At 61.0% G+C, this 22,026-nt stretch carries 22 protein-coding genes; 14 read left to right on the top strand and 8 right to left on the bottom strand.

Annotated features, from left to right (window positions below; all coding sequences use genetic code 11):
• Positions 1 to 6 precede the first annotated feature (6 nt).
• Both CFB10_RS23685 and CFB10_RS05255 read left to right on the top strand, forming a co-directional pair.
• Entirely contained in the window at positions 7 to 300 is a 294-nt protein-coding gene (locus tag CFB10_RS23685; RefSeq protein WP_141097704.1) for a hypothetical protein, read from the top strand.
• On the top strand, positions 288 to 923 hold the full coding sequence (locus CFB10_RS05255; protein WP_020012033.1) for a LysE family translocator: 636 nt from the start codon (positions 288 to 290) through the stop codon (positions 921 to 923). The genes CFB10_RS23685 and CFB10_RS05255 overlap by 13 nt, the downstream gene beginning before the upstream one ends.
• A 27-nt stretch (positions 924 to 950) precedes the next feature.
• Here the strand turns inward: CFB10_RS05255 and CFB10_RS05250 are convergent, their stop codons facing one another.
• Complete coding sequence (locus CFB10_RS05250; RefSeq protein ID WP_020012034.1) at positions 951 to 1,682, bottom strand: FadR/GntR family transcriptional regulator; 732 nt, start codon at positions 1,680 to 1,682, stop codon at positions 951 to 953.
• A gap of 95 nt (positions 1,683 to 1,777) precedes the next feature.
• Positions 1,778 to 2,764, bottom strand: a complete 987-nt coding sequence (locus CFB10_RS05245) for a GlxA family transcriptional regulator (RefSeq protein ID WP_026363997.1) — start codon at positions 2,762 to 2,764, stop codon at positions 1,778 to 1,780.
• Between the two features lie 130 nt (positions 2,765 to 2,894).
• On the opposite strand from CFB10_RS05245, the gene CFB10_RS05240 reads away from it, so the two are divergent.
• The 7 genes from CFB10_RS05240 (at position 2,895) to CFB10_RS05210 (ending at position 7,783) form a co-directional block, all read left to right on the top strand.
• Positions 2,895 to 3,722, top strand: a complete 828-nt coding sequence (locus CFB10_RS05240) for an alpha/beta fold hydrolase (protein WP_020012036.1) — start codon at positions 2,895 to 2,897, stop codon at positions 3,720 to 3,722.
• A gap of 27 nt (positions 3,723 to 3,749) precedes the next feature.
• Positions 3,750 to 4,541, top strand: coding sequence for an SDR family oxidoreductase (locus tag CFB10_RS05235; protein ID WP_020012037.1), 792 nt, complete (start codon positions 3,750 to 3,752; stop codon positions 4,539 to 4,541).
• Positions 4,542 to 4,554: 13 nt separating this feature from the next.
• Positions 4,555 to 5,040, top strand: a complete 486-nt coding sequence (locus CFB10_RS05230) for a hypothetical protein (RefSeq protein WP_020012038.1) — start codon at positions 4,555 to 4,557, stop codon at positions 5,038 to 5,040.
• A 259-nt stretch (positions 5,041 to 5,299) separates the two neighbouring features.
• Positions 5,300 to 6,595, top strand: a complete 1,296-nt coding sequence (blh, locus tag CFB10_RS05225) for a bifunctional sulfur transferase/dioxygenase Blh (protein ID WP_026363998.1) — start codon at positions 5,300 to 5,302, stop codon at positions 6,593 to 6,595.
• On the top strand, positions 6,589 to 6,945 hold the full coding sequence (bigR, locus tag CFB10_RS05220) for a sulfite-sensing transcriptional repressor BigR (RefSeq protein ID WP_020012040.1): 357 nt from the start codon (positions 6,589 to 6,591) through the stop codon (positions 6,943 to 6,945). Before blh ends, bigR begins: the two co-directional genes overlap by 7 nt.
• On the top strand, positions 6,942 to 7,349 hold the full coding sequence (locus CFB10_RS05215) for a YeeE/YedE family protein (protein ID WP_026363999.1): 408 nt from the start codon (positions 6,942 to 6,944) through the stop codon (positions 7,347 to 7,349). The genes bigR and CFB10_RS05215 overlap by 4 nt, the downstream gene beginning before the upstream one ends.
• Entirely contained in the window at positions 7,346 to 7,783 is a 438-nt protein-coding gene (locus tag CFB10_RS05210) for a YeeE/YedE family protein (RefSeq protein ID WP_020012042.1), read from the top strand. The genes CFB10_RS05215 and CFB10_RS05210 overlap by 4 nt, the downstream gene beginning before the upstream one ends.
• A gap of 74 nt (positions 7,784 to 7,857) precedes the next feature.
• Here CFB10_RS05210 and gpmI read toward each other — a convergent pair whose 3' ends face one another.
• The 6 genes from gpmI to CFB10_RS05175 form a co-directional block, all read right to left on the bottom strand.
• On the bottom strand, positions 7,858 to 9,375 hold the full coding sequence (gene gpmI, locus CFB10_RS05205) for a 2,3-bisphosphoglycerate-independent phosphoglycerate mutase (protein WP_026364000.1): 1,518 nt from the start codon (positions 9,373 to 9,375) through the stop codon (positions 7,858 to 7,860).
• A gap of 344 nt (positions 9,376 to 9,719) precedes the next feature.
• The gene (locus CFB10_RS05195) at positions 9,720 to 10,991 is read right to left on the bottom strand and encodes a dihydrolipoamide acetyltransferase family protein (protein ID WP_026364001.1); all 1,272 of its coding nucleotides are present in this window, start codon (positions 10,989 to 10,991) and stop codon (positions 9,720 to 9,722) included.
• A gap of 2 nt (positions 10,992 to 10,993) precedes the next feature.
• Positions 10,994 to 12,007: an alpha-ketoacid dehydrogenase subunit beta gene (locus CFB10_RS05190; RefSeq protein ID WP_026364002.1), complete on the bottom strand. Its 1,014-nt coding sequence runs from the start codon at positions 12,005 to 12,007 to the stop codon at positions 10,994 to 10,996.
• A gap of 3 nt (positions 12,008 to 12,010) precedes the next feature.
• Complete coding sequence (locus CFB10_RS05185) at positions 12,011 to 13,249, bottom strand: 3-methyl-2-oxobutanoate dehydrogenase (2-methylpropanoyl-transferring) subunit alpha (protein ID WP_020012046.1); 1,239 nt, start codon at positions 13,247 to 13,249, stop codon at positions 12,011 to 12,013.
• Positions 13,250 to 13,293: 44 nt separating this feature from the next.
• On the bottom strand, positions 13,294 to 14,421 hold the full coding sequence (locus CFB10_RS05180; RefSeq protein WP_020012047.1) for an acyl-CoA dehydrogenase family protein: 1,128 nt from the start codon (positions 14,419 to 14,421) through the stop codon (positions 13,294 to 13,296).
• Between the two features lie 10 nt (positions 14,422 to 14,431).
• Complete coding sequence (locus tag CFB10_RS05175) at positions 14,432 to 15,547, bottom strand: acetyl-CoA C-acyltransferase (RefSeq protein WP_020012048.1); 1,116 nt, start codon at positions 15,545 to 15,547, stop codon at positions 14,432 to 14,434.
• A gap of 229 nt (positions 15,548 to 15,776) precedes the next feature.
• Between CFB10_RS05175 and CFB10_RS05170 the strand changes: the two genes are divergently transcribed.
• The 5 genes from CFB10_RS05170 (at position 15,777) to CFB10_RS05150 (ending at position 22,026) form a co-directional block, all read left to right on the top strand.
• On the top strand, positions 15,777 to 16,250 hold the full coding sequence (locus CFB10_RS05170; RefSeq protein WP_003500312.1) for an Lrp/AsnC family transcriptional regulator: 474 nt from the start codon (positions 15,777 to 15,779) through the stop codon (positions 16,248 to 16,250).
• Between the two features lie 81 nt (positions 16,251 to 16,331).
• Entirely contained in the window at positions 16,332 to 17,504 is a 1,173-nt protein-coding gene (locus CFB10_RS05165; protein ID WP_026364004.1) for an isovaleryl-CoA dehydrogenase, read from the top strand.
• An 8-nt stretch (positions 17,505 to 17,512) separates the two neighbouring features.
• The gene (locus CFB10_RS05160; RefSeq protein WP_020012050.1) at positions 17,513 to 19,114 is read left to right on the top strand and encodes a carboxyl transferase domain-containing protein; all 1,602 of its coding nucleotides are present in this window, start codon (positions 17,513 to 17,515) and stop codon (positions 19,112 to 19,114) included.
• A gap of 7 nt (positions 19,115 to 19,121) precedes the next feature.
• Positions 19,122 to 21,113 (top strand): acetyl/propionyl/methylcrotonyl-CoA carboxylase subunit alpha, encoded by a 1,992-nt coding sequence (locus CFB10_RS05155; RefSeq protein ID WP_020012051.1) that lies wholly within the window; start codon positions 19,122 to 19,124, stop codon positions 21,111 to 21,113.
• Position 21,114: 1 nt separating this feature from the next.
• Complete coding sequence (locus CFB10_RS05150) at positions 21,115 to 22,026, top strand: hydroxymethylglutaryl-CoA lyase (protein ID WP_020012052.1); 912 nt, start codon at positions 21,115 to 21,117, stop codon at positions 22,024 to 22,026.

Raw genomic sequence — 22,026 nt, 5'->3', positions numbered from 1 at the left:
CCTCCCTTGCCAGAGATCGATTGCGCAAGTGACCAAAGCGCAATCCTGTCTGACAACTACTCGCAAGTTGTCACAGGTGTTGGAGGCTGTCAAGCGAGTACCGGCGAAATCCGTATCGCCCAGGAAGCTGAAGGCGCGCCGAAGCCGTCGGGCTTTCGTTTTGCTTTGGGAAAAGCACCTGCGTTGCGGCACCCACAAAAGCCTGTATTCTCCCACCTCGCAGAATGCGCGGACGCCTGCTCCGGCGATGATGCCGATGACATCCGCACCTTCAGGGGAGGAAAAATATGGCTGACGTGACACTTCTGGCATTTGCCGTAGTCGCCTTTATCGGCATTGCCACGCCCGGCCCTACCGTTTTGCTCGCCCTTGCAAATGGTTCAAGATTCGGAGTACGCCGCGCCATGATCGGCATGGCTGGCGCTGTTCTCTCGGATTTTGTCCTGATCGGCGCAGTAGCACTAGGATTGGGGGCCTTGCTCGCCGCCTCTGAATTCTGGTTCGGCGTCGTCAAATGGGTGGGCGTCTGCTATCTAGCCTTCCTCGGCATCATGCTTTTGCGCTCAAGAGGCATGCTCGATGGCGCCCTTCAACCGGCAGAGGCCAACGGGGCTGCTTCCGCAAACTCGATTTTCCTCAAGAGTTTTCTCGTGGCGGTCACCAACCCCAAGGGATACCTGTTCTTTTCCGCTTTCCTGCCGCAATTCATCGATCCCGCTGCGCCGCAGATCCAGCAATATGCGGCGCTTGCGCTGATCTTCGCCGGCATCGATTTCATCGTGATGTTCGGATATGCCCTGCTCGGCTCGCAGGCCGTCCGGCTGCTGCGGAAATCCGGAGCCCTGTGGCTCGACCGGATTTGCGGCGGCGCGCTTCTGACGCTCGCCGCCTCGCTAGCCTTTTATCGGCGGTCGACCGTGTAACCTATTGACCCCTAATCAATTTCTGGATCACTCAGCGGCAGTGCGGGAGCGCAGAAGCACCTTGTAGCGCTCAAGACTGCCGCGCAGATGCGCCGCCATATATTGGCGGGCGGCATCGGCATCACCTTCGATGATGGCGTCGACAATCCTCGCATGCTCCTCCTGGAGGTGCAGGTTGTAGTCCTTCGGACGCGACCCGGGCGCGGCCCCCTGCAATTCGCCGCGAGGAATGATGCCGGAGCGAATGAGCTGAAGAAACTCGGGAAACCGCCTGTTCTGCGTCGCCTGCGCAATGGCCAGATGGAACTCGAAATCAGCGTCCCGCGTCGGCAAACCGGCGGCGAGACAGTCGCCGACGCGCCGGTGCGCATCCACAATCGCCTCCACCTGCACCGCGGAACGGCGCGATGCCGCAAGCCCGGCGGATTCAACCTCAAAGACGGTGCGCAATTCCAGCAACTCGATCACCGAGGAAATCCGTCCCACGGCCAGGTCGTTAAAAGGCAGCTCCTTGGCCGGCTTTACTTCGACGGCAAAAACGCCCGCGCCCTTGCGGGCTTCAACGAGGCCGTCGGCACGCAGAATGGCGATGGCTTCGCGCACCACCGTGCGGCTCACTGAATATTCCCGTGTGAGCGCACTTTCGCTCGGAAGACGGTCGCCGGGGCGGAAAACGCCTTCCGTCAAATCGCGCCGCAATGCGGAGCTGATTTTCGCCGCGAGCGATACTCCCGGCTTCGTGCTGCTCTCAACGTCCATTCCGGCCCACCTGTTTTAAACTTGTCTGGCATGTTAGCAAACACCCGCCACATTGCAAGGGCCGGGCCTTCGCCCCACCGGGACGGTTGGCAGCCTCACGCCGCAGCCATGGCCGAACTGCTGGAAAAGCGGTTTCTATATTCACCCGGTGAAAGGCCGAGAATACGGTGAAACACCCGGCGGAAGGCGGCGGCATCCTCATAACCCACCGACCATGCGATCTGATCGACCGAACGGCGGGTGAATTCCAGCAATTCCCGCGCCTTGCCGACCCGCAGATGCTGGACATATTCGATGGGCTTCATGCCGGTGGCGGCCTTGAAGCGGCGCAGGAAGGTTCGCTCCTCCAGCCCGGCATGGCCGGCCATGTCGGCAACGCTCGTCGCCCGCCCGGCGCGGGCCTGCAGCCAGTGCTGCACCTTCAGGATCGGCTCGTCACCATGCGTCAGCCTTGGGGCGAAGCTGCTATAATGGCGCTGTTCACGCCCCGAGGGATCGATCAGCAGGAACTTGCCGGTCTCGATCATCACCGAAGGTCCAAGCAGCCGGTCGACGATGCGCAGGCCAAGATCGGTCCACGCCATCAGCCCGCCAGCCGTGATGATATCGCCATCCTCGATGACGATCTTGTCTATCTCCAGCCGGATATCGGGAAAACGCTCGCGGAAACGCTCGGCAAACAGCCAGTGAGTGGTGGCCGGGCGGCCGGACAGGAGGCCCGTGGCTGCAATCATGAAGGAGCCGCCGCAACTGGCGGCGAGCGTCGCCCCCTGCGCATGCCGATCCAGCAGCCAGCGGGCGTAAGGCTCGGCTTCCTCGATTTCAGCAGGCCCCGTCAACCGGCCGGGTACAACGAAAATGTCGGGATGTCCTGAGTGCCCGGAATGAGTGTCGTGACAGCGGGAAAATTCACCGCCCTCACCCATGCTCCAGTGGCTGACCCGCAATTTCGGTCCGCCGCGATCCTGGGAAAATACCGATGCGATGGCAAAAAGATCGGTGATACCGTGTACCATGGCGATCTGACAGTCCCGATAGAGGACGAGACCGACTTCCAGCGCGCTTCCCGTTACACCCGCCATGCGCCCACACCCCCGTTTTGTCAGTTTCGGCTCGCTTTCTGTCAAAAGCGCCAATCCGGCCCCGGCTGTCTCCAGAGTATCTCTATTCCCACGGGACGCAAGCAAGCTCCCTGCAACAGGAGAGAGAGCCATGACAACGATCACCACCAGAGACGGAACGCACATCTTCTACAAGGACTGGGGTCGCAAAGACGGCCAGCCCATCATCTTCTCCCACGGCTGGCCGCTCAGCGCCGATACGTGGGATGCGCAGATGGTATTCTTTGCCAATCAGGGTTTCCGCACCATCGCCCATGACCGCCGCAGCCACGGCCGCTCCGACCAAGTCTGGGATAACAATAACATGGATCAATATGCCGACGATCTGGCCGAACTGATCGAACAGCTCGATCTTCACGACATCATTCTGGTCGGCCATTCCACCGGCGGCGGCGAGGTGACCCGCTATATCGGTCGTCATGGTACGGCCCGCGTCGCCAGGATCGCCCTCATCGGCGCGGTGCCGCCGCTGATGCTGAAGACGGAAAGCAATGCCATCGGCCTGCCGATCGATGTTTTCGATGGCATCCGCAAGGGCACCTATGACAATCGCAGCCAGTTCTTCAAGGATTTGACCATTCCCTTCTACGGCTACAACCGCGAGGGCGCCGTGATTTCGCAAGGCATCCGCGACGAATTCTGGCGGCAGGGCATGATGGGCGGGCTCAAGGGCCAGCTCGACAGCATTCGCGCTTTCTCGGAAAGCGATTTCCACCAGGACCTGAAGGCCTTCGACAAACCCACGCTGGTTCTGCACGGCGATGACGACCAGATCGTACCGGTCGGCGCTTCGGCGCTCTCCACGGTCAAAATCATCAAACACGCGGTCCTCAAAATCTACGAGGGCGCCGACCATGGCCTGACGCAGACCCATCAGGACCGGTTCAACGCCGACCTTCTCGCCTTCATCAACACCTGAAACCACCGGACACAGGAGACACGGGACATGACACAGAATACATTTCTCATCACCGGCGCATCCGATGGCATCGGTGCGGTTTATGCCGAACGTCTGGCAAAACGCGGCCATGACCTCATCCTCGTGGCGCGGCGCGCCGAAAAGCTGAAGGCGCTGGCAACCCAGCTGGAGAAGGATCACCATATCGCGGTCGAGGTTCTCTCCGCCGATCTTTCAAGGGCGGAAGACCTCGAAAAGGTGGAAGTGCGGCTGTGCGACGATCGGCGGATCATGGGCCTCGTCAACAATGCCGGTATTGCCGGGGAAGGCTCGATCACGGCGCTGGACCCGGCCTACGTCACGACGATGATCAACCTCAACATCCTTGCCGTCACCCGGCTTGCAGCGGCGATCGCGCCACGTCTTGCAGCCGATGGCAAAGGCACGATTATCAACATCACCTCGGTAACGGCCCTGATGCCGGCGGCATTTACCGCCGTCTATCCGGCAACCAAGGCCTTTGTGCTCGCCTTCACCGAAGCGCTGCAGGCGCAGCTTTCCCCGTCCGGCGTGCGGGTTCAGGGTGTCCTGCCGGGCATTACCCGCACGGCGATCTGGGAAGAGGAGCGGCTCGACGCCATTCCGGCCGCCATGGTCATGGATGTTTACGAGATGGTGGATGCGGCCCTCGCCGGCCTCGATCTTGGCGAGACCCTGACCATTCCTTCCCTGCCGGATGCGGCCGATCTCGAAAATTTCCTTGCAGCCCGCGCGGCATTGAGGCCCAATCTGTCGCATGCACTTGCCGCCAGCCGGTATCGTGCAGCCAAAACCGAATAGAGGGAGACGCATCATGATCCTCGGACTGACCATTCCCCAATTCACGACATTGCACGTTGCCCTGAGCCTCATTGGTATCGTAACCGGACTGATCGCCCTGCCCACTTATGCGGCAGGGCGGTGGATGCCGCGCATGATGGCGCTTTTCCTCGTCACCACGCTCGCCACCACACTCACTGGCTTTCTGTTTCCAATCGGAAATTTCACGCCGGCACTCGGCGTCGGCATCATCTCGACCATCGTTCTGGCAATCGCACTGGTTGCGCTTTACGGATACGGTCTGAATGGCAGGGCGCGCATTATTTATACGATAACCGCCACGATCAGCCTTTATCTCAATATGTTCGTGTTGATCGTTCAGGCATTTCTCAAGGTCGAAACACTCAACAACCTGGCGCCGAACGGCAATGAACCGCCCTTTGTGGTCGCCCAGACGGTTCTGCTTGTTGCAGCCATCTGTCTCGGCTGGAAAGCGACACGCCGCAGGCTCGCCGTCTGAAACGAGCCGAAGTTCGAACCGGCTTCCGGGGAAATGCCTTGTGCCTGAATGCTTTTCAGGCACAAGGCACGTTTTTGCATGGCGAACACAGGCAATCTCCGCTCAACCGTCACAAAACGAAGAAATCCCGTCTCTAGGGTTTCCTTCCGACTGAAATCCAGCGGGAGACATCCGGAACGAAGACGCTCGCTGCCCCTTGCAAACAAACAATATACATTATATAATAATATATATTAATTTATTACAACAGGAGATGCCGATGAATGCCGTGAAGATCAACGAGCGTCTGACCGTTGCGGGCCAGCCGATGATCGCCGATTTCCAGTCGCTCTCCGCCCAGGGCTATAAAAGCATCATCAACGCCCGGCCTGATGGGGAAGAACCCGGTCAGCCGGGCAATGCGCAGGAAAAAAGCGCCGCCGGCGCGGCAGGCATGGCCTATGCTTTCATCCCGGTTAGCGGCCCCACCATCTCCGAAGCCGATATCCGCGCCTTCCAGCAGAAGATGGCGGAAGCGGACGGCCCCGTTTTCGCCCATTGCAAGGGCGGCACGCGCGCACTCACCCTTCATGTTCTCGGCGAAGCGCTGGATGGACGCATCGAGCGGGGCGACATCGAGGCTTTCGGCAAGGCGCATGGCTTTGACCTTTCCGGCGCCACCCGCTGGCTGGAGCGACGCGAAGTGGCGGTTCCACACGTCAAGGCCTTCTTCGATCCGCGCACATGGAGCGTGCAATATGTCGTCTCCGATCCCGCGACCAAGCGTTGCGCCATCATCGATCCGGTCTATGATTTCGATGAGAAGTCCGGTGCAACCGGAACGATGAATGCCGATGCCATTCTGGATTATGTGGCGAGCCAGGGCCTGTCAGTGGAATGGATTCTCGATACCCATCCCCATGCCGACCATTTTTCCGCCGCCCACTACCTGAAGCAGAAGACCGGTGCACAGACGGCGATCGGGGCGAAAGTCACCGGCGTACAGAGGCTCTGGCAGGAGAAATATAACTGGCCGGATCTCGAAACCGACGGCTCGCAATGGGACCGGCTGTTCGAGGCGGGCGACAGGTTCAATATCGGCTCCCTGGAAGCGCGCGTGCTGTTTTCGCCCGGGCATACGCTAGCCTCCCTGACTTATGTGGTGGGAGATGCCGCCTTTGTGCACGATACGCTTTTCATGCCCGATTCCGGCACTGCGCGCGCTGATTTTCCGGGCGGCAGCGCCAGAGAACTCTGGGCGTCCATTCAGGACATTCTCGCCCTCCCCGACGAAACACGGCTTTTCACCGGCCATGATTATCAGCCCGGCGGCCGCGCTCCGAAATGGGAAAGCACCGTTGGCGAACAGAAACGCAGCAATCCGCATCTGGCCGGCATGACGGAGGAGGGCTTCATCCGTCTCAGGGAAACACGGGATCGCACATTGCCGATGCCTAAGCTCATTCTCCATGCGCTGCAGGTCAATATTCGCGGCGGCCGTCTGCCGGAGCCGGAAGAGAATGGCAAACGTTACCTGAAATTCCCGCTCGACGTGCTGGAGGGCAGCATATGGTAAAGGAAAACACGCGGGAAAAGCGCCCGCACATTGCTGCAATTCCCCTTCCCGCCATGGAGGAGCGGGCCGTCGAGGTCGCACTGCTTCTGAAAACGCTTGCCCACCCGGCGCGGCTGATGCTCGCCTGCACGCTGGCGCAGGGGGAATTCTCCGTCGGCGAGCTGGAGGCCAAGCTGGATATTCGCCAGCCGACGCTCTCCCAGCAGCTGGGCGTGCTGCGGGAAGCCGGCGTGGTCGAAACCCGGCGCGACGCCAAGCAGATCTTCTACCAACTGAGCGAAGCGAAAGCGGCGCAACTGATCGAGGCCCTTTACACCATATTCTGCGCGCCGGAGGAGGAGAACCCGTGAGCCCCTATTGGCCCTCTCTTTTTGGCGGCATGCTGCTCGGTCTTGCCTGCATTCTGCTGTTTCTTTTCAACGGCCGTATTGCCGGCGTCAGCGGGATCATGGGCAAAATGCTCGGCAGGGAGCGGCGTCTTGCCGATCTCGCCTTCGTCGCCGGCTTGCTGGCCGGACCTTATACCTACGCCGCGGCATTCGGCCGGCTGCCTGACATCACCATCGCTGCACCATGGCCGCTCATCCTTATTGCGGGCGTGCTGGTGGGTTTTGGCACGCGCATGGGCTCCGGCTGCACGTCCGGCCATGGCATCATGGGACTGGCGCGATTTTCCCGGCGCTCCATCGCCGCGACCGTAACCTTCCTGATATCAGGCATCTGTGCCGCGACGATAGCAGGAGCCCTGTCATGAAAAATCCGGTCGTGGCCCGTGTTGCCCTGGCATTGGCCGCAGGGGCGCTGTTCGGCTTCGGCCTCTCGCTGTCAGGCATGGTCGATCCCGCCCGCGTTTCCGGCTTTCTCGACGTGGCGAGCGGCCATTGGGATCCGAGCCTGGTATTCGTTCTCGGCGGTGCAGTGATGGTCGCCGTGCCGGGTGTGCTGCTCAGCCGACGTCTTGCCAAGCCCATCCTCGCTGAGGATTTCAGCCTTCCCGCCAAAACCCGCATAGACCGGCCGCTCATAACAGGCTCGGCCATTTTCGGCATCGGTTGGGGGCTTGCCGGTTTCTGTCCCGGCCCGGCACTATCGGCTTTCGCCCTCGGGCTGACGCCGGTCGTTCTTTTCGTCTGCGCCATGATTGCCGGGATGCTGGTCCACGACCGTCTCTACGCAAAACAACCATAGCACAGACGCTCGTCCCGAACGCGGGAAACGGGCAGTCGCGCGGGGCTGGAATGCTGCCGCGCGACTGCGTTTGATTAGAGGTCGATCAGGCTCTTGCCCGTCATTTCCGGCGGCAGCGGCACGTTCATCAGTTGCAGCAGGGTGGGCGCGACATCGGCGAGAATACCAGCATGCAGCTTTGCACCTTCCGGTCCACCGAAAAGGATCACCGGCACCGGATTGGTGGTGTGGGCCGTGTGCGGGCCGCCTGTCACCGGGTCGACCATGGTTTCACAATTGCCGTGGTCGGCAATGACAAGCATCGCGCCACCCACTTTTTCGAGCGCGGCAACGACCGCACCAAGCCCGCGATCCACGGCTTCGCAGGCCTTGATTGCGGCCTGCAGATCGCCGGTATGGCCGACCATGTCAGGGTTGGCGTAATTGGTGACGATCAGATCGTAACCCTTGCCGATCGCCTCGACGAATTTCTCCGTCACCTCGGGCGCGCTCATTTCCGGCTGCAGGTCGTAGGTCGCGACTTTCGGGGATTTCGGCATGAAGCGGTCTTCCCCGACTTCCGGCTCTTCCTTGCCGCCATTCAGGAAGAAGGTGACATGCGGATATTTTTCCGTCTCGGCAAGGCGAAACTGCGTGAGCCCCTGCTTTGCCACCCAGGCGCCGAGCGTATTGACGATATCGCGCTTGGGATAGGCCGTCGTCATGAAATGGCTGTGGCGGGTGGAATATTCCACCATACCGAGCAGCGCTGAAAGCACGGGCTTTTCGCGCGGAAAACCGTCGAAGTCATTGGCGCCAATGGCAAGCAGGATTTCACGGGCACGGTCGGCGCGGAAGTTCAGGCAGAACAGGCCGTCGCCAGCCTTGAAACCTTCATAACCATCGATCACTGTCGGCAGGATGAATTCGTCGGTGACATTGTTTTTGTAGCTCTGGGCAACGGCGCTCACCGCATCCCGCGCGTGTTCGCCTTTCGCCAGAACCATGGCGTCATAGGCTTTCTCGACGCGCTCCCAGCGATTGTCGCGATCCATCGCATAATAACGGCCGATTACCGTGCCGATGCTTGCCCCCTGCGGCAGGCTCGCTACCAGCGCCGCCACAAAATCTTCAGCCGATTGCGGCGCCACGTCGCGGCCATCGGTGATTGCATGCACCACAACCTTCAGCCCATGGCTGATCATCAGCCTCACCGCCGCCTGGCCGTGGAGGATATGGCCATGGACGCCGCCATCGGAAACCACGCACATCAGATGCGCCACGCCGCCCGCGGCCTTTACCTTGGCGGCAAAATCAAGCATCGCCGCATTGCGGAAAAAGCTGCCATCCTCGATCGCCAGATCGATCTGGCCGAGATCCATGGCAACGATGCGGCCGGCGCCGATATTGGTGTGGCCGACTTCGGAATTACCCATCTGCCCGGTCGGCAGGCCGACATTCGGGCCGAAGGTGGTCAGCGTCGCATTCGGGCAGGTGGCGAAAAGCCGGTCCATGGTGGGCGTGTTCGCCAGAACAGGCGCGTTGCTGGATTTGTCCTCACTCAGCCCCCAGCCATCGAGAATAGTCAGGACAACGGGTTTGGGAGTTTGCATGGGAGGACCTTCTTCGTTCGGTTGCCGGCGGAGGGCGGACCGCCGGGCACCGGAGCGCCCTCTTCCGCCACTATGATCATGGTGAGAAAACATGCTTCTCGTTCTTCTCTTCTATACCCGAAGATGACGAACGCAAGCCTATACCGACAGCGAAACAGTTCCGTGAAGGTCGAAAACGGCGGCTTAAAAACTCACCCCCTCATTCCTCTGCTCGTCACAGAAATCCAGCCGACGCGTGTCTGCGCGGCGGAGAGACCCCTTTCAACCCAAGGGCTTGGGCTGAAAGGATCCCTGTGACGAGCACAGGGATGAGAAGCGCGTGACGGAGTGGTCGCCGGTCTCCTTCACTCGATGAAAATCAGCGCGGGCTTCTCCAGCAGTGCCTTGACTGCCTGGATGAAGACCGCCGCGTCCCAGCCGTCGACGACACGGTGATCGAAGCTGGAAGACAGGTTCATCATCTTGCGCGGCACAAAGCGAATTCCATCCCAGACCGGCCGCGTCATGATCTTGTTGACGCCGATGATCGCCACTTCGGGGTGATTGATGAGGGGCGTCGAAACGACGCCGCCCAGGGCTCCCAACGAACTGATGGTGATGGTGGAGCCCATCAGTTCTTCCCGATGCGCCGTGCCGGTGCGGGCGGCTTCTGCAACGCGCGCGACTTCCTCTGCGCATTCCCAGAGGCCGAGCGTTTCCGTGTGACGCACGACCGGGACCGTCAGGCCCGACGGCGTCTGCGTGGCGATGCCGATATGAACCGCCTCGTAGTGGCTGACGACCCCTTTTTCGTCATCAAAGGTGGCATTCATGCCGGGATGATCCGCAACGGCTTTCACCAGCGCGCGCATCAGAAACGGCAGGATCGTCAGTTTCGGTTGCCCGGAACGGCGGTTGCCGTTCATGGTCGCCCGCAGATCTTCCAGATCGGTCACGTCGACTTCCTCGACATAGGTGATGTGGGGAATTCGGGAGGCGGAAAGCACCATCTTCTCGGCAATCTTGCGCCTGAGCCCGGCCACCTTCACCTCCTCGACGGCGCTATCGTGGAGCTCTATCGGCTCGGGGCGTTCAGGCCGCCCCCGCACGGTTAAAAAACCGTCGAGATCGGCATGGGTAATATGCCCGTCTGGGCCCGTTCCCTTGACCTGTGCCAGATCGATATCGAGATCGTCCGCGCGCTGGCGGACGGCGGGGGATGCCAGCGGTTTATGGTGCAGTTCGGCTGCGGGCGCCGGTGGCGCCTCCTCGGGCTCTCGCGCCGTCGGCTGTGTTTCAATGGGTGGCGGCGTGTCCGTCATGTCGGCAGGCGCTTCCGTCATCTGGGTGGGTGCCTCCGCTTCCGGCATGCTGCCATTGGGCGCGACGGCAGCGACATCGGTTTCAATGCGCAGGAGCGGCGCCTTCACCGGCACGGTGTTTCCAACCGTCACGGCAAGCCAGGTGACCACACCCGCCACGGGTGAGGGGATTTCAACCGTCGCCTTGTCCGTCATCACCGCGGCCAGCACCATGTCCTCATGGACGAGATCGCCCGGTTTGACGTTCCATTCCACCAGTTCGGCTTCCGCCACACCTTCACCAACATCAGGCATAGTGAGAATAAATTCCGCCATAATCAGGCCTCCATGACTTCGACAAGGGCGCGCCCGACGCGGGCAGGTCCCGGAAAATAGTCCCACTCCTGCGCATGGGGATAAGGCGTATCCCAGCCGGCGACGCGGACGACAGGGGCCTCCAGATGATAAAAACAATGTTCCTGCACCAGCGACACGACTTCCGCACCGAAGCCGGAAGTGAGTGTCGCCTCATGCACCATGACGCAGCGGCCGGTCTTCGAAACCGACTTCACGATGGTATCGAGGTCGAGCGGCAAGAGGCTGCGCAGATCGATGATCTCGGCATCCACCCCGGTCTCTTCCGCCGCCGCCAGCGCCACATGCACCATCGTGCCATAAGCGATGACGGTGACATCGTTTCCGGGGCGGCGGATTTCGGCCTTGCCGATGGGAATGGTGTAGTGCCCTTCCGGCACCTCCCCCATATCATGCTTGGACCAGGGCGTTACCGGCCGGTCGTGATGGCCGTCGAAGGGACCGTTATAAAGCCGCTTCGGCTCCAGAAACATCACGGGGTCGGGGTCTTCGATGGATGCGATCAGCAGCCCCTTGGCGTCATAGGGATTGGAAGGGACCACCACCTTCAGCCCGCAGACATGGGTGAAGAGCGCCTCGGGGCTTTGGCTGTGCGTCTGCCCGCCAAAAATACCGCCGCCCGTCGGCATTCTGAGAACAATCGGGCAGGTGAAATCGCCGTTGGAGCGATACCGGATACGCGCCGCTTCCTGGGTGATCTGGTCATAGGCGGGGTACATGTAATCGGCGAACTGAATTTCGACGCAAGGGCGCAGACCATAAGCAGCCATGCCGATCGCCGTGCCGACAATGCCGGATTCGCTGATCGGCGCATCGAAACAGCGGGTCTTGCCGTATTTTCCCTGCAGCCCCTGCGTGGCGCGGAAGACCCCGCCGAAATAGCCCACATCCTCACCGAAAACCACGACATCGTCGCTGCGCTCCATGGACACATCCATGGCGCTGCGGACGGCTTCGATCATCGTCATTCTTGTCATGTCTCACCACCCTGCCTTCTGGCGCTGGCGGGCGAGATGCGGCGGCATCTCGGCGTAGACGCCCTCGAAAATATCCTTTTTCGGCGGTTTGCCGCCCTCATGCAGCGTGCCGTGGCTTTCCGCCTCGCGCTGGGCTTCCAGCACCTCGTCGGCGATTTCCGCCTCCGCCTGCCGGTGCCGTTCATCCGACCAGACGCCGCGCAGGACGAGATGTTTTTTAAGCCGCAGAACCGGGTCGCCCAGAGGCCATGCCTCCGACTCCGTCTTGGGGCGATAGGCGCTTGGATCATCCGAAGTGGAATGCGCGCCGACACGATAGGTCACATATTCGATCAGCGTCGGGCCGAGGTTGCGCCGCGCCCGCTCCACCGCCCAGCGCGCCACGGCATAAACGGCGAGATAATCATTGCCATCGACCCGAAGCGCCGGAATGCCGAAACCCAGCCCGCGCGCCGCAAAGGTGCCGGAACCGCCGCGCGCAATGCCCTGAAAGGTGGAAATGGCCCATTGGTTATTGACGATATTAAGGATGACCGGAGCTTTGTAGGTGGAGGCAAAAACCATTGCCGAGTGAAAATCCGACTCCGCCGTCGAGCCGTCGCCGATCCAGGCGGCCGCGATTTTCGTATCGCCTTTGATGGCCGAGGCCATCGCCCAGCCGACCGCCTGCACATATTGCGTGGCGAGATTGCCGGAAATGGTGAAGAAGCCATGTTCCTTCGAGGAATAGAGAACCGGCAATTGCCGCCCGTGCAGCGGGTCCAGCTCGTTGGAATAGATTTGGTTCATCATGGTGACGAGCGGATAGTCATCAGCGATGAGCAGTCCCGCCTGCCGGTAGGTCGGGAAATTCATGTCACCCTTGGAAAGCGCCTTGCGGAAGGCGCAGCTGACCGCTTCCTCGCCCAGATGCTGCATATAGAAGGAGGTCTTGCCCTGCCGTTGCGCCATCAGCATGCGGGCATCGAAAGCCCGAAGCCGCATCATGTTTTTGAGGCCCACCAGCAGGTCGTCATCCGAAAGCAGCCCCGCCCACGGCCCAACGGCCTCGCCCTGATGATTGAGGACACGGATAATCGAATAGGCGAGATCGCGCATGCTTTCGGGCGCGGCATCCACCTCCGGGCGCGGCACGGAGCCGGCCTTGGGTATCTTCACATTGGAGAAATCCGGCTGGTCGCCGGGCCGCACGGCAGGCTCTGGAACATGCAGGCTGAGATGTGGTGTTTCGGTTATATCCATTCTACTCCTCCCATCGCCATCTCCTCCAGACGACGAAACAATTCTCAGAGGTTGCGCGCGATCACCATCCGCTGGACATCGCTGGTTCCCTCGTAAATCTGGCAGATGCGCACATCGCGATAGATCCGCTCCACCGGATAATCCGCCATGTAGCCGTAACCGCCGTGAATCTGGATGGCGTCCGAGCAGACGCGCTCGGCCATTTCGGATGCGAAGAGCTTCGCCATAGAGGCCTCCGAAAGACAGGGCTCACCAGCTTCCTTCAGCGCCGCCGCATGCAGCACCAGCTGCCGCGCCGCCGTAATCCGCGTGGCCATATCCGCAAGCCGAAACGCCACCGCCTGATGCTCGATGATTGCTTGGCCAAAGGCCTTGCGCTCACGGGCATAATCCCGCGCCACTTCAAAGGCTGCCTGCGCCATGCCAACCGCCTGCGCGGCAATGCCGATGCGGCCGCCTTCCAGATTGGCGAGCGCGATGCGATACCCCTGCCCTTCTTCACCAAGCCGCAATTCCGCCGGGACCGCCATGTCGGTAAAGGCGATCTGGCAGGTATCGGACGAATGCAGGCCGAGTTTCTCCTCGACCCTGATCACCTCGTAACCCGGCGTATCGGTCGGTACGATGAAGGCGCTGATGCCCTTCTTGCCCGCCGCCGGATCGGTGACGGCAAAAACGATGACGACGTCGCCATTCTTGCCTGATGTGATGAACTGTTTCGCGCCGTCGAGAATATAACGGTCGCCGTCGCGCCGGGCGCGGGTCTTGAGATTGGAGGCGTCGGAACCGGCCTGCGGTTCAGTGAGCGCAAAACCACCTATCCATTCGCCGGCGGCGAGCTTCGGCAGGAAACGCTGCTTCTGGTCTTCCGTGCCGAATTTCAGGATCGGCACGCAGCCGACCGAATTGTGAACGCTCATGATGGTGGAACAGGCGCCGTCACCGGCGGCGATCTCCTCCAGCGCCAAAGCATAGGCGACGGCACCGGTTTCAGAGCCGCCATAGTCCTCGGAGACCAGCATGCCGAGGAAACCGAGTTCGCCCATTTCTTTCAGCTCGTCTTTCGGGAACCGGCTTTCCCGGTCGCGCGCGCTAGCACCGGGGGCGAGCCGCTCACGGGCGAAATCGCGGGCCATGTCCCTGATCTGCTGCTGGGCTTCATTCAGGATCATCGCCGCCCCCTCAGTGCAGTTCAAACGCGAGCGCCGTCGCTTCGCCGCCGCCGATGCAGACGGCGGCCACGCCGCGCTTCAGCCCGTGACGCTGCAAGGCGGACAGCAAGGTGACGACGATGCGTGCACCCGAAGCCCCGATCGGATGGCCGAGCGCGCAGGCGCCGCCATGCACATTCACCTTTTCATGCGGCAGATCGAGATCGCACATCGCCGCCATCGCGACCACGGCAAAGGCCTCGTTGATTTCGAACAGATCGACATCCTTCGCCGACCAGCCGGTTTTTCCGAACAGCTTTTTCATCGCGCCGATGGGAGCAGTCGGAAATTTTGCAGGCGCATCGGCATGGGAGGTCTGGCCGATGATCGTTGCCAGAGGCGAAAGACCCCGCCTTTCCGCTTCCGACCTGCGCATGAGAACAAGAGCGGCCGCGCCATCCGAAATGGAGCTGGAATTCGCCGCCGTCACCGTTCCGCCTTCGCGAAAGGCGGGCTTCAGTTGCGGGATTTTTTCCGGGCGGGCCTTTCCCGGCTGCTCATCGACGGCAACATCACCAACGGGCGTGATTTCCGCCTCGAAAGCACCGTCCGCGATAGCGCGTCGCGCCCGTTCCAGTGAGGCCAACGCGTAATCATCCTGCATGGCGCGCGTGAACTGATAGTCTTGCGCGCAATCTTCCGCGAAAGTGCCCATCAGCCGACCCTTGTCATAAGCGTCTTCAAGGCCATCGAGAAACATGTGGTCGGTGAGCTTGCCGTGGCCGAGACGATAGCCATTGCGGGCGCGATCCAGCAGATAGGGCGCGTTGCTCATGCTTTCCATACCGCCCGCAAGCACGATGGAAGAGCTTCCCGCGGCAAGCTGGTCATGGCCCAGCATGATTGCTTTCATGCCAGAGCCGCACATCTTGTTGATGGTCGTCGCGCCAACCGAGTTGGGAATGCCGGCGGCAATGGCCGCCTGTCTGGCCGGGGCCTGCCCCTGCCCGGCCGTAAGCACGCAGCCCATCAGCACATCGTCAATATCAGCAGGTGAAATTGCGGCCCGCTCGACGGCCGCGCGGATCGCCGCCGCCCCGAGATCGGGTGCGGCCACCGATTTGAATTCGCCCTGAAACCCACCCATAGCGGTACGGGCGGCCCCGACGATAACGACAGGGTCATGCACAGCCAAATTCACCTCCCTTGGCCATTTCCCCCCTTAGGAAAACGACCCACCGCAATCTCCTCCAGACCGCGACTGATGTGAACGCTATCACTATCTTGAATTCATTTCAAAGCTATTTTGATTGACAGTTTTTTGATTGACGATATCTTTGATCCAACAATTAGTCATATCATAGAGCAAATGATCCATGATTGAGCTCGACAGTTTCGACCAGAAGATTCTTCATGTGCTCGGCGATGACGGGCGGGTGAGCTGGCGCGATCTGGCGGCGAGAATCGGCCTCTCCTTCACGCCGACGCTGCGCCGCGTGCGCAAGCTGGAAGAGGAAGGCATCATTCGTGGTTACACGGCCGTGTTTGATGAGAACCGGCTGCTCGGCAATATGGGCGTCTTCATTTCCGTCACGCTGGAACGGCAGATCAAGGAAGCGCTGACGACCTTCGAGCACCATGTCGCTTCCATTCCGGAAGTGGTGGGTGGCTACCAGACCAGCGGCAGTTCCGATTATCTCATTCATGCCATGGTGCGGGATTTGCCGCATTACCAGCAGCTTCTGGATTTCCTGACCACGGTTCCCGGCGTGTCGCGCATCCAGTCCAATTTCGCCATCAAGACATTCGTGCGCCGTTCCGCCGCCTTCACCGGAGGTGACGCGCCGTAAATGAGAGTTGCCAGCACGGAGGAGGTGCTGGCCGCTGACGAGAGGGACGGAGACAAACTGCCGTCCGGAGGAGGAGACGCGATGAGTTTGAACCTCGCCGCCATTTTCGACGCCGATCTCGGCCCGGAAATTGCAGCGCTGCGCGACAGCGCAAGTGCATTCGCCGACGATGAAATAGCACCACTCGCCGCCGAAATCGATCGCGACGACCGGTTTCCGCGCAAGCTCTGGCCGCAGATGGGCGAACTCGGCCTGCACGGCATCACCGTTTCGGAAGAGTACGGCGGTGCTGACATGGGCTATCTCGCCCATTGCGTGGCAATGGAGGAGATAAGCCGGGCATCGGCTTCCATCGGCCTTTCCTATGGCGCCCATTCCAACCTGTGCATCAACCAGATTCACCGCTGGGGAACGCAAGAGCAGAAGCACAGATATCTGCCGAAACTCGTCTCCGGCGAATATGTCGGTTCGCTCGCCATGAGCGAGACGGAAGCCGGATCGGATGTTGTCTCGATGAAGCTGAAGGCGGAACGCAAGGGTGACGTTTATGTGTTGAACGGCACGAAGATGTGGATCACCAACGGCCACGAGGCGGATACGCTGGTTGTCTATGCCAAGACGGATATGTCTGCCGGCCCACGCGGCATCACGGCCTTCCTGATCGAAAAAGGCTTCAAGGGTTTTCGCCCCGCGCAGAAACTCGACAAGCTCGGCATGCGCGGCTCGCCAACCTCGGAGCTGGTGTTTGAGGATTGCGAGGTGCCGGAGGAGAACATTCTCGGGCGCTTGAACGACGGCGTGACGGTGCTGATGAGCGGGCTGGATTACGAGCGCGCCGTGCTGGCCGCCGGCCCTGTTGGCATCATGCAGGCGGCAATCGATCTGGTGTTGCCCTATGCGCGTGAGCGCAAGCAATTCGGCAAGCCGATTGGCGAATTCCAGCTGGTGCAGGGAAAGCTTGCCGATATCTATTCGGCCATGAATGCGTCGCGCGCCTATGTCTATGCCGTGGCGCGGGCCTGCGACAACGGCCGCATCACACGACAGGATGCGGCGGGCGCGATCCTCTTTGCCGCCGAGCGGGCAACACAGGTGGCGCTGGATGCGATCCAGCTTCTCGGTGGTTCCGGTTATGTCAATGAAAGCCCGGCCGGGCGACTGCTGAGAGATGCCAAGCTTTATGAAATCGGCGCAGGCACCAGCGAAATCCGCCGGATGCTGATCGGCCGCGAACTGGTCAAAGGCAACGGGTGAGAAATGCGATGAAGCTTACATCCAGTCTGAACCGCGACCCCGCCTTCACCGCCAACACCACCTTCATGTCCGGTTTGGTGGACGACCTGCGGCAGCACGTCGAAAAAATCTCGAGGGGCGGCGGCGACAAGGCGCGCGAACGGCATCTTTCGCGTGGAAAATTGCTGGCGCGGGACCGGATCGAGGCGCTTCTCGATCCCGGCAGCCCGTTTCTCGAATTTTCGCAATTTGCGGCCTTTGAGGTCTATGACGAACCCGTTCCCGCCGCCGGCATCGTCACCGGCATCGGCCGGGTCTCGGGTCGTGAATGCGTCATCGTCGCCAATGATGCGACGGTAAAAGGCGGCACCTATTATCCGCTGACCGTCAAGAAACACCTGCGCGCGCAGGAAATCGCCACTGAGAACCGCCTGCCCTGCATTTATCTGGTGGATTCCGGCGGTGCGAACCTTCCCAATCAGGACGAGGTGTTTCCCGACCGCGATCATTTCGGCCGCATCTTCTACAATCAGGCCAATATGTCGGCGGAAGGCATCGCCCAGATTGCCGTGGTGATGGGCAGCTGCACGGCGGGCGGGGCCTATGTGCCTGCCATGAGCGACCAGTCCGTCATCGTCAAAAATCAGGGCACGATCTTTCTCGGCGGCCCGCCGCTGGTGAAGGCTGCAACTGGCGAAGTGGTGAGCGCGGAAGAACTCGGCGGCGCAGATGTGCATTCGCGACAATCCGGCGTCACCGATCACTACGCCCACGACGACCGCCACGCGCTTTCGCTGACCCGGAGGATCGTCTCCACCCTTAACCGCCGCAAACAGGTGGAACTGGATATTCGCGAGCCAGCGGAGCCGCTTTATCCGGCGGAAGAACTTTACGGCATCGTTCCCGCCGATACACGCAAGCCTTTCGAGGTGCGCGAGATCATCGCGCGCCTGGTGGATGGTTCCGAATTCGACGAGTTCAAGGCGCTTTACGGCACGACGCTAGTCTGCGGTTTCGCCCATATCCATGGCTATCCCGTCGGCATCATCGCCAATAACGGCATCCTGTTTTCGGAATCGGCGCTGAAGGGTGCACATTTCATCGAGCTCTGCTGCCAGCGCGGTATTCCGCTGGTCTTCCTGCAGAACATCACCGGCTTCATGGTCGGCAAGGCCTATGAGGCCGGCGGCATCGCCAAGGATGGCGCCAAGCTCGTCACCGCCGTCGCATCCGCCAAAGTGCCGAAATTCACCGTCATTATCGGCGGCTCCTTCGGTGCCGGCAATTACGGCATGTGCGGGCGAGCCTATTCGCCGCGCTTCCTGTGGATGTGGCCCAACGCCCGCATTTCGGTCATGGGCGGCGAACAGGCGGCCTCTGTTCTGGCACAAATCCGCCGCGATGGTATCGAGGCCGATGGCCGCCACTGGTCGAAGGAAGGCGAAGAGGCGTTCAAGCAGCCGATCCGGGAAAAATACGAGCGGGAAGGCCATCCCTATTATGCCAGCGCGAGGCTGTGGGATGACGGCATCATCGACCCCAGAGATACCCGCCTCGTGCTTGGCCTCGGTCTCTCCGCTGCGCTCAACGCACCGATAGAACCCACCCGTTTCGGCATATTCAGGATGTGAGGCGACGATGTTCTCGAAAATACTGATCGCCAACAGGGGCGAAATCGCCTGCCGGATCATCCGCACCGCCGCCAAGATGGGCATCCGCACCGTCGCGGTCTATTCGGATGCCGACCGTGACGCCATGCATGTGGCCCTGGCCGACGAGGCAATCGCCATTGGCCTCGCACCCGCGCGTGCTTCCTATCTCGACGGCGAAAAAATCATCGCCGCCGCAAAAGCGACCGGCGCGGAAGCGGTCCATCCGGGTTATGGTTTCCTCTCGGAAAATGCCGGTTTCGCCGAAGCCTGTGCCGCCGCCGGTCTTGTTTTCATTGGCCCGCCGGCGGCAGCGATCCGCGCCATGGGTGGAAAAAGCGAGGCGAAAGCGCTGATGGCGAAGGCGGGCGTTCCCGTCGTTCCCGGCTTTCACGGAGAGGATCAGGCGGAAGAGCGGCTGCGCAGTGAAGCGGACGCCATAGGTTATCCCGTTCTGCTCAAGGCCTCAGCCGGCGGCGGCGGCAAGGGCATGCGCATCGTGCGGAAGAAACGTGAATTTGCGGCGGAACTTGCCGGCGCAAAACGCGAAGCGCTCGCCGCCTTCGGCAATGACCGTATGCTGATCGAAAAATATCTGGAGCGGCCGCGCCATGTGGAAGTGCAGGTCTTTGCCGATGGCCACGGCAATTGTTTCTCACTTTTCGAGCGCGATTGCTCGATCCAGCGCCGCCACCAGAAAGTCATAGAGGAAGCCCCCGCCCCCGGCCTGCCCGATGCGCTCAGGCAACGCATGTATCAGGCGGCCGTCGCCGCTGCCCGCGCCATTGATTATCGCGGCGCGGGAACCGTGGAATTCCTGCTCGACCCATCAGGCGAGTTCTACTTCATGGAAATGAACACGAGGCTTCAGGTCGAACATCCGGTGACGGAATATATTACCGGGCTCGATCTGGTCGAATGGCAGCTCCGTGTTGCGGATGGTGAGGCTCTGCCGGAAGGCTGGGCGGATCTCGGCATAAACGGCCACGCCATCGAGGCCCGGATTTATGCCGAAGACCCCGCGCATGATTTTTTGCCGTCGATCGGCACGGTCAGCCATCTCGTTTTTCTCGATCAAGGCCCTCACGTCAGGATAGACAGCGGCATCCGCGCCGGGGACGCCATTACCGTGCATTACGATCCGATGATCGCCAAGCTGATCGTCTGGGATCGTGACCGCCCATCGGCGGTGCGGCGTCTGCGGTTGGCGTTGGAAAATCTGGCAATCTGCGGCGTCACCAGCAATGCCGCCTTTCTGACCCGGCTTGCGGGAATTGAGGCCTTCGCCAACGCCGATCTCGACACCGGCTTCATAGCCCGCAATGAAGCCGTGCTTTTTGCCCCGGCCCCGAAGGACGGGAACGAGATAGCCGCGGCCGCGCTTGGCCTGCTACTCTCGCGGCAGAAAAACGGAAAGTCAGGTTCAGAGGCCGATCCCTATAGCCCGTGGAACACGGCAGCCGCCTTCCGCCTCAACGCGCCGTCGCGGGAAACGCTGTATTTCACCTTTGAGAACCAGCCGCTTAACGTCGGCGTCACGCATGAGGCGGACGGCTTTTCGCTTTCCATCGACGGACGGACGATCAGCGCCCACGGCAGCCTCTCGGACGACGGCAAACTCCGTGCAACCGTGGAAGACAGGAAAAGGCAGGGCCATTTTTTTGCAGAAGGCGGCAGTTACGCGCTTTTTCTGGATGGCGAGCATTATCGCATCGCCCAGCCTGATCCCGTCGATATCGAGGATTCCTCCACCCATACCGATGGTCTGGAAGCACCCATGCCCGGCGTTATCCGCGCTTTGCTGAGCCGGAACGGTGCTGCGGTTGAGGCCGGCGAGGCGCTTGTGGTGATGGAAGCGATGAAAATGGAGCACACGATCCGCGCACCGGCGAAAGGCACGGTCACGGCCATCAATTGCGTCGAGGGCGATATGGTCGCGGCCGGTGCGGTGCTGGTGGATTTTGAACCGGAGGCGGCATGAGATGAACTGGCCCCAAACGGTAAAAATCGTCGAAGTGGGCGCGCGCGACGGCCTGCAGAACGAAAGCGCCGAGGTTCCAACCGCCATAAAGATCGAGCTGATCGAACAGCTGGCCGCAGCCGGATTGACTGCGGTGGAAGCAGGCGCTTTCGTCTCACCTAAAAAAGTGCCGCAAATGGCTGACTCGAAGGAGGTATTTCAGGGCCTCGAACGACGATCCGGCGCCGCCTATCCGGCGCTCGTTCCCAATATGAAAGGTTTCGAAGCCGCCATTGATGCCGGCGTGACGGAAATAGCCGTTTTCGTGTCCGCCTCCGAAGGCTTTAGCCAGCACAATATCGGCTGCTCGCGCGCCGAAAGCCTCGAGCGCCTGCGCGATGTTGCGCAGGCGGCGGGCGGGCGGAACATCCTCATGCGCGGTTACGTTTCCTGCATTGCGGGCTGCCCCTATGACGGCGCGGTGGCGCCCGATGAGGTAGCGGCAATGGCCGAGGCGCTTATCGGGCTTGGCTGTTACGAAATCTCGCTCGGCGATACGATCGGCATCGGCACGGCCGCGCATATTCGCAACGTCATCGAACGGGTGTCGACCAACATTCCGCGCGAAAAAATCGCCATGCATTTTCACGATACCTATGGGCAGGGCGTCGCCAATGTGCTGGCCTCGCTGGATGAAGGTATCTCCGTCTTCGACAGTTCCGTCGCCGGACTGGGCGGCTGCCCCTTTGCGCCGGGCGCCAGCGGCAATGTCGCCACCGAAGACGTCGTTTATCTGCTGCAGGGGCTTGGCATTAAAACCGGTATCGACCTTATGGCAGTGGCGAAAACCGGCGACTGGATCAGCCTGCATCTCGGCAGACCGAATGCGGCCCGCGCCGGCAAGGCGCTGCTTGCGGCAAGACAGGAGGGGTGA

The sequence above is a fragment of the Agrobacterium sp. 719_389 genome, from assembly GCF_900188475.1.
Taxonomy (GTDB): Bacteria; Pseudomonadota; Alphaproteobacteria; order Rhizobiales; family Rhizobiaceae; genus Agrobacterium; species Agrobacterium radiobacter.
Note: the sequence above shows the minus strand (reverse complement) of the source record. Positions and strands in the feature narration are given on the sequence as shown.

Bases quoted from the DNA above. Each gene is read 5' to 3' on its own strand.
- CFB10_RS05255 (WP_020012033.1), top strand. From the start codon at position 288: ATGGCTGACGTGACACTTCTGGCATTTGCCGTAGTCGCCTTTATCGGC.
- CFB10_RS05250 (WP_020012034.1), bottom strand. From the start codon at position 1,682: ATGGACGTTGAGAGCAGCACGAAGCCGGGAGTATCGCTCGCGGCGAAA.
- CFB10_RS05245 (WP_026363997.1), bottom strand. From the start codon at position 2,764: ATGGCGGGTGTAACGGGAAGCGCGCTGGAAGTCGGTCTCGTCCTCTAT.
- CFB10_RS05240 (WP_020012036.1), top strand. From the start codon at position 2,895: ATGACAACGATCACCACCAGAGACGGAACGCACATCTTCTACAAGGAC.
- CFB10_RS05235 (WP_020012037.1), top strand. From the start codon at position 3,750: ATGACACAGAATACATTTCTCATCACCGGCGCATCCGATGGCATCGGT.
- CFB10_RS05230 (WP_020012038.1), top strand. From the start codon at position 4,555: ATGATCCTCGGACTGACCATTCCCCAATTCACGACATTGCACGTTGCC.
- blh (WP_026363998.1), top strand. From the start codon at position 5,300: ATGAATGCCGTGAAGATCAACGAGCGTCTGACCGTTGCGGGCCAGCCG.
- bigR (WP_020012040.1), top strand. From the start codon at position 6,589: ATGGTAAAGGAAAACACGCGGGAAAAGCGCCCGCACATTGCTGCAATT.
- CFB10_RS05210 (WP_020012042.1), top strand. From the start codon at position 7,346: ATGAAAAATCCGGTCGTGGCCCGTGTTGCCCTGGCATTGGCCGCAGGG.
- gpmI (WP_026364000.1), bottom strand. From the start codon at position 9,375: ATGCAAACTCCCAAACCCGTTGTCCTGACTATTCTCGATGGCTGGGGG.
- CFB10_RS05195 (WP_026364001.1), bottom strand. From the start codon at position 10,991: ATGGCGGAATTTATTCTCACTATGCCTGATGTTGGTGAAGGTGTGGCG.
- CFB10_RS05190 (WP_026364002.1), bottom strand. From the start codon at position 12,007: ATGACAAGAATGACGATGATCGAAGCCGTCCGCAGCGCCATGGATGTG.
- CFB10_RS05185 (WP_020012046.1), bottom strand. From the start codon at position 13,249: ATGGATATAACCGAAACACCACATCTCAGCCTGCATGTTCCAGAGCCT.
- CFB10_RS05180 (WP_020012047.1), bottom strand. From the start codon at position 14,421: ATGATCCTGAATGAAGCCCAGCAGCAGATCAGGGACATGGCCCGCGAT.
- CFB10_RS05175 (WP_020012048.1), bottom strand. From the start codon at position 15,547: ATGGGTGGGTTTCAGGGCGAATTCAAATCGGTGGCCGCACCCGATCTC.
- CFB10_RS05170 (WP_003500312.1), top strand. From the start codon at position 15,777: ATGATTGAGCTCGACAGTTTCGACCAGAAGATTCTTCATGTGCTCGGC.
- CFB10_RS05165 (WP_026364004.1), top strand. From the start codon at position 16,332: ATGAGTTTGAACCTCGCCGCCATTTTCGACGCCGATCTCGGCCCGGAA.
- CFB10_RS05160 (WP_020012050.1), top strand. From the start codon at position 17,513: ATGAAGCTTACATCCAGTCTGAACCGCGACCCCGCCTTCACCGCCAAC.
- CFB10_RS05155 (WP_020012051.1), top strand. From the start codon at position 19,122: ATGTTCTCGAAAATACTGATCGCCAACAGGGGCGAAATCGCCTGCCGG.
- CFB10_RS05150 (WP_020012052.1), top strand. From the start codon at position 21,115: ATGAACTGGCCCCAAACGGTAAAAATCGTCGAAGTGGGCGCGCGCGAC.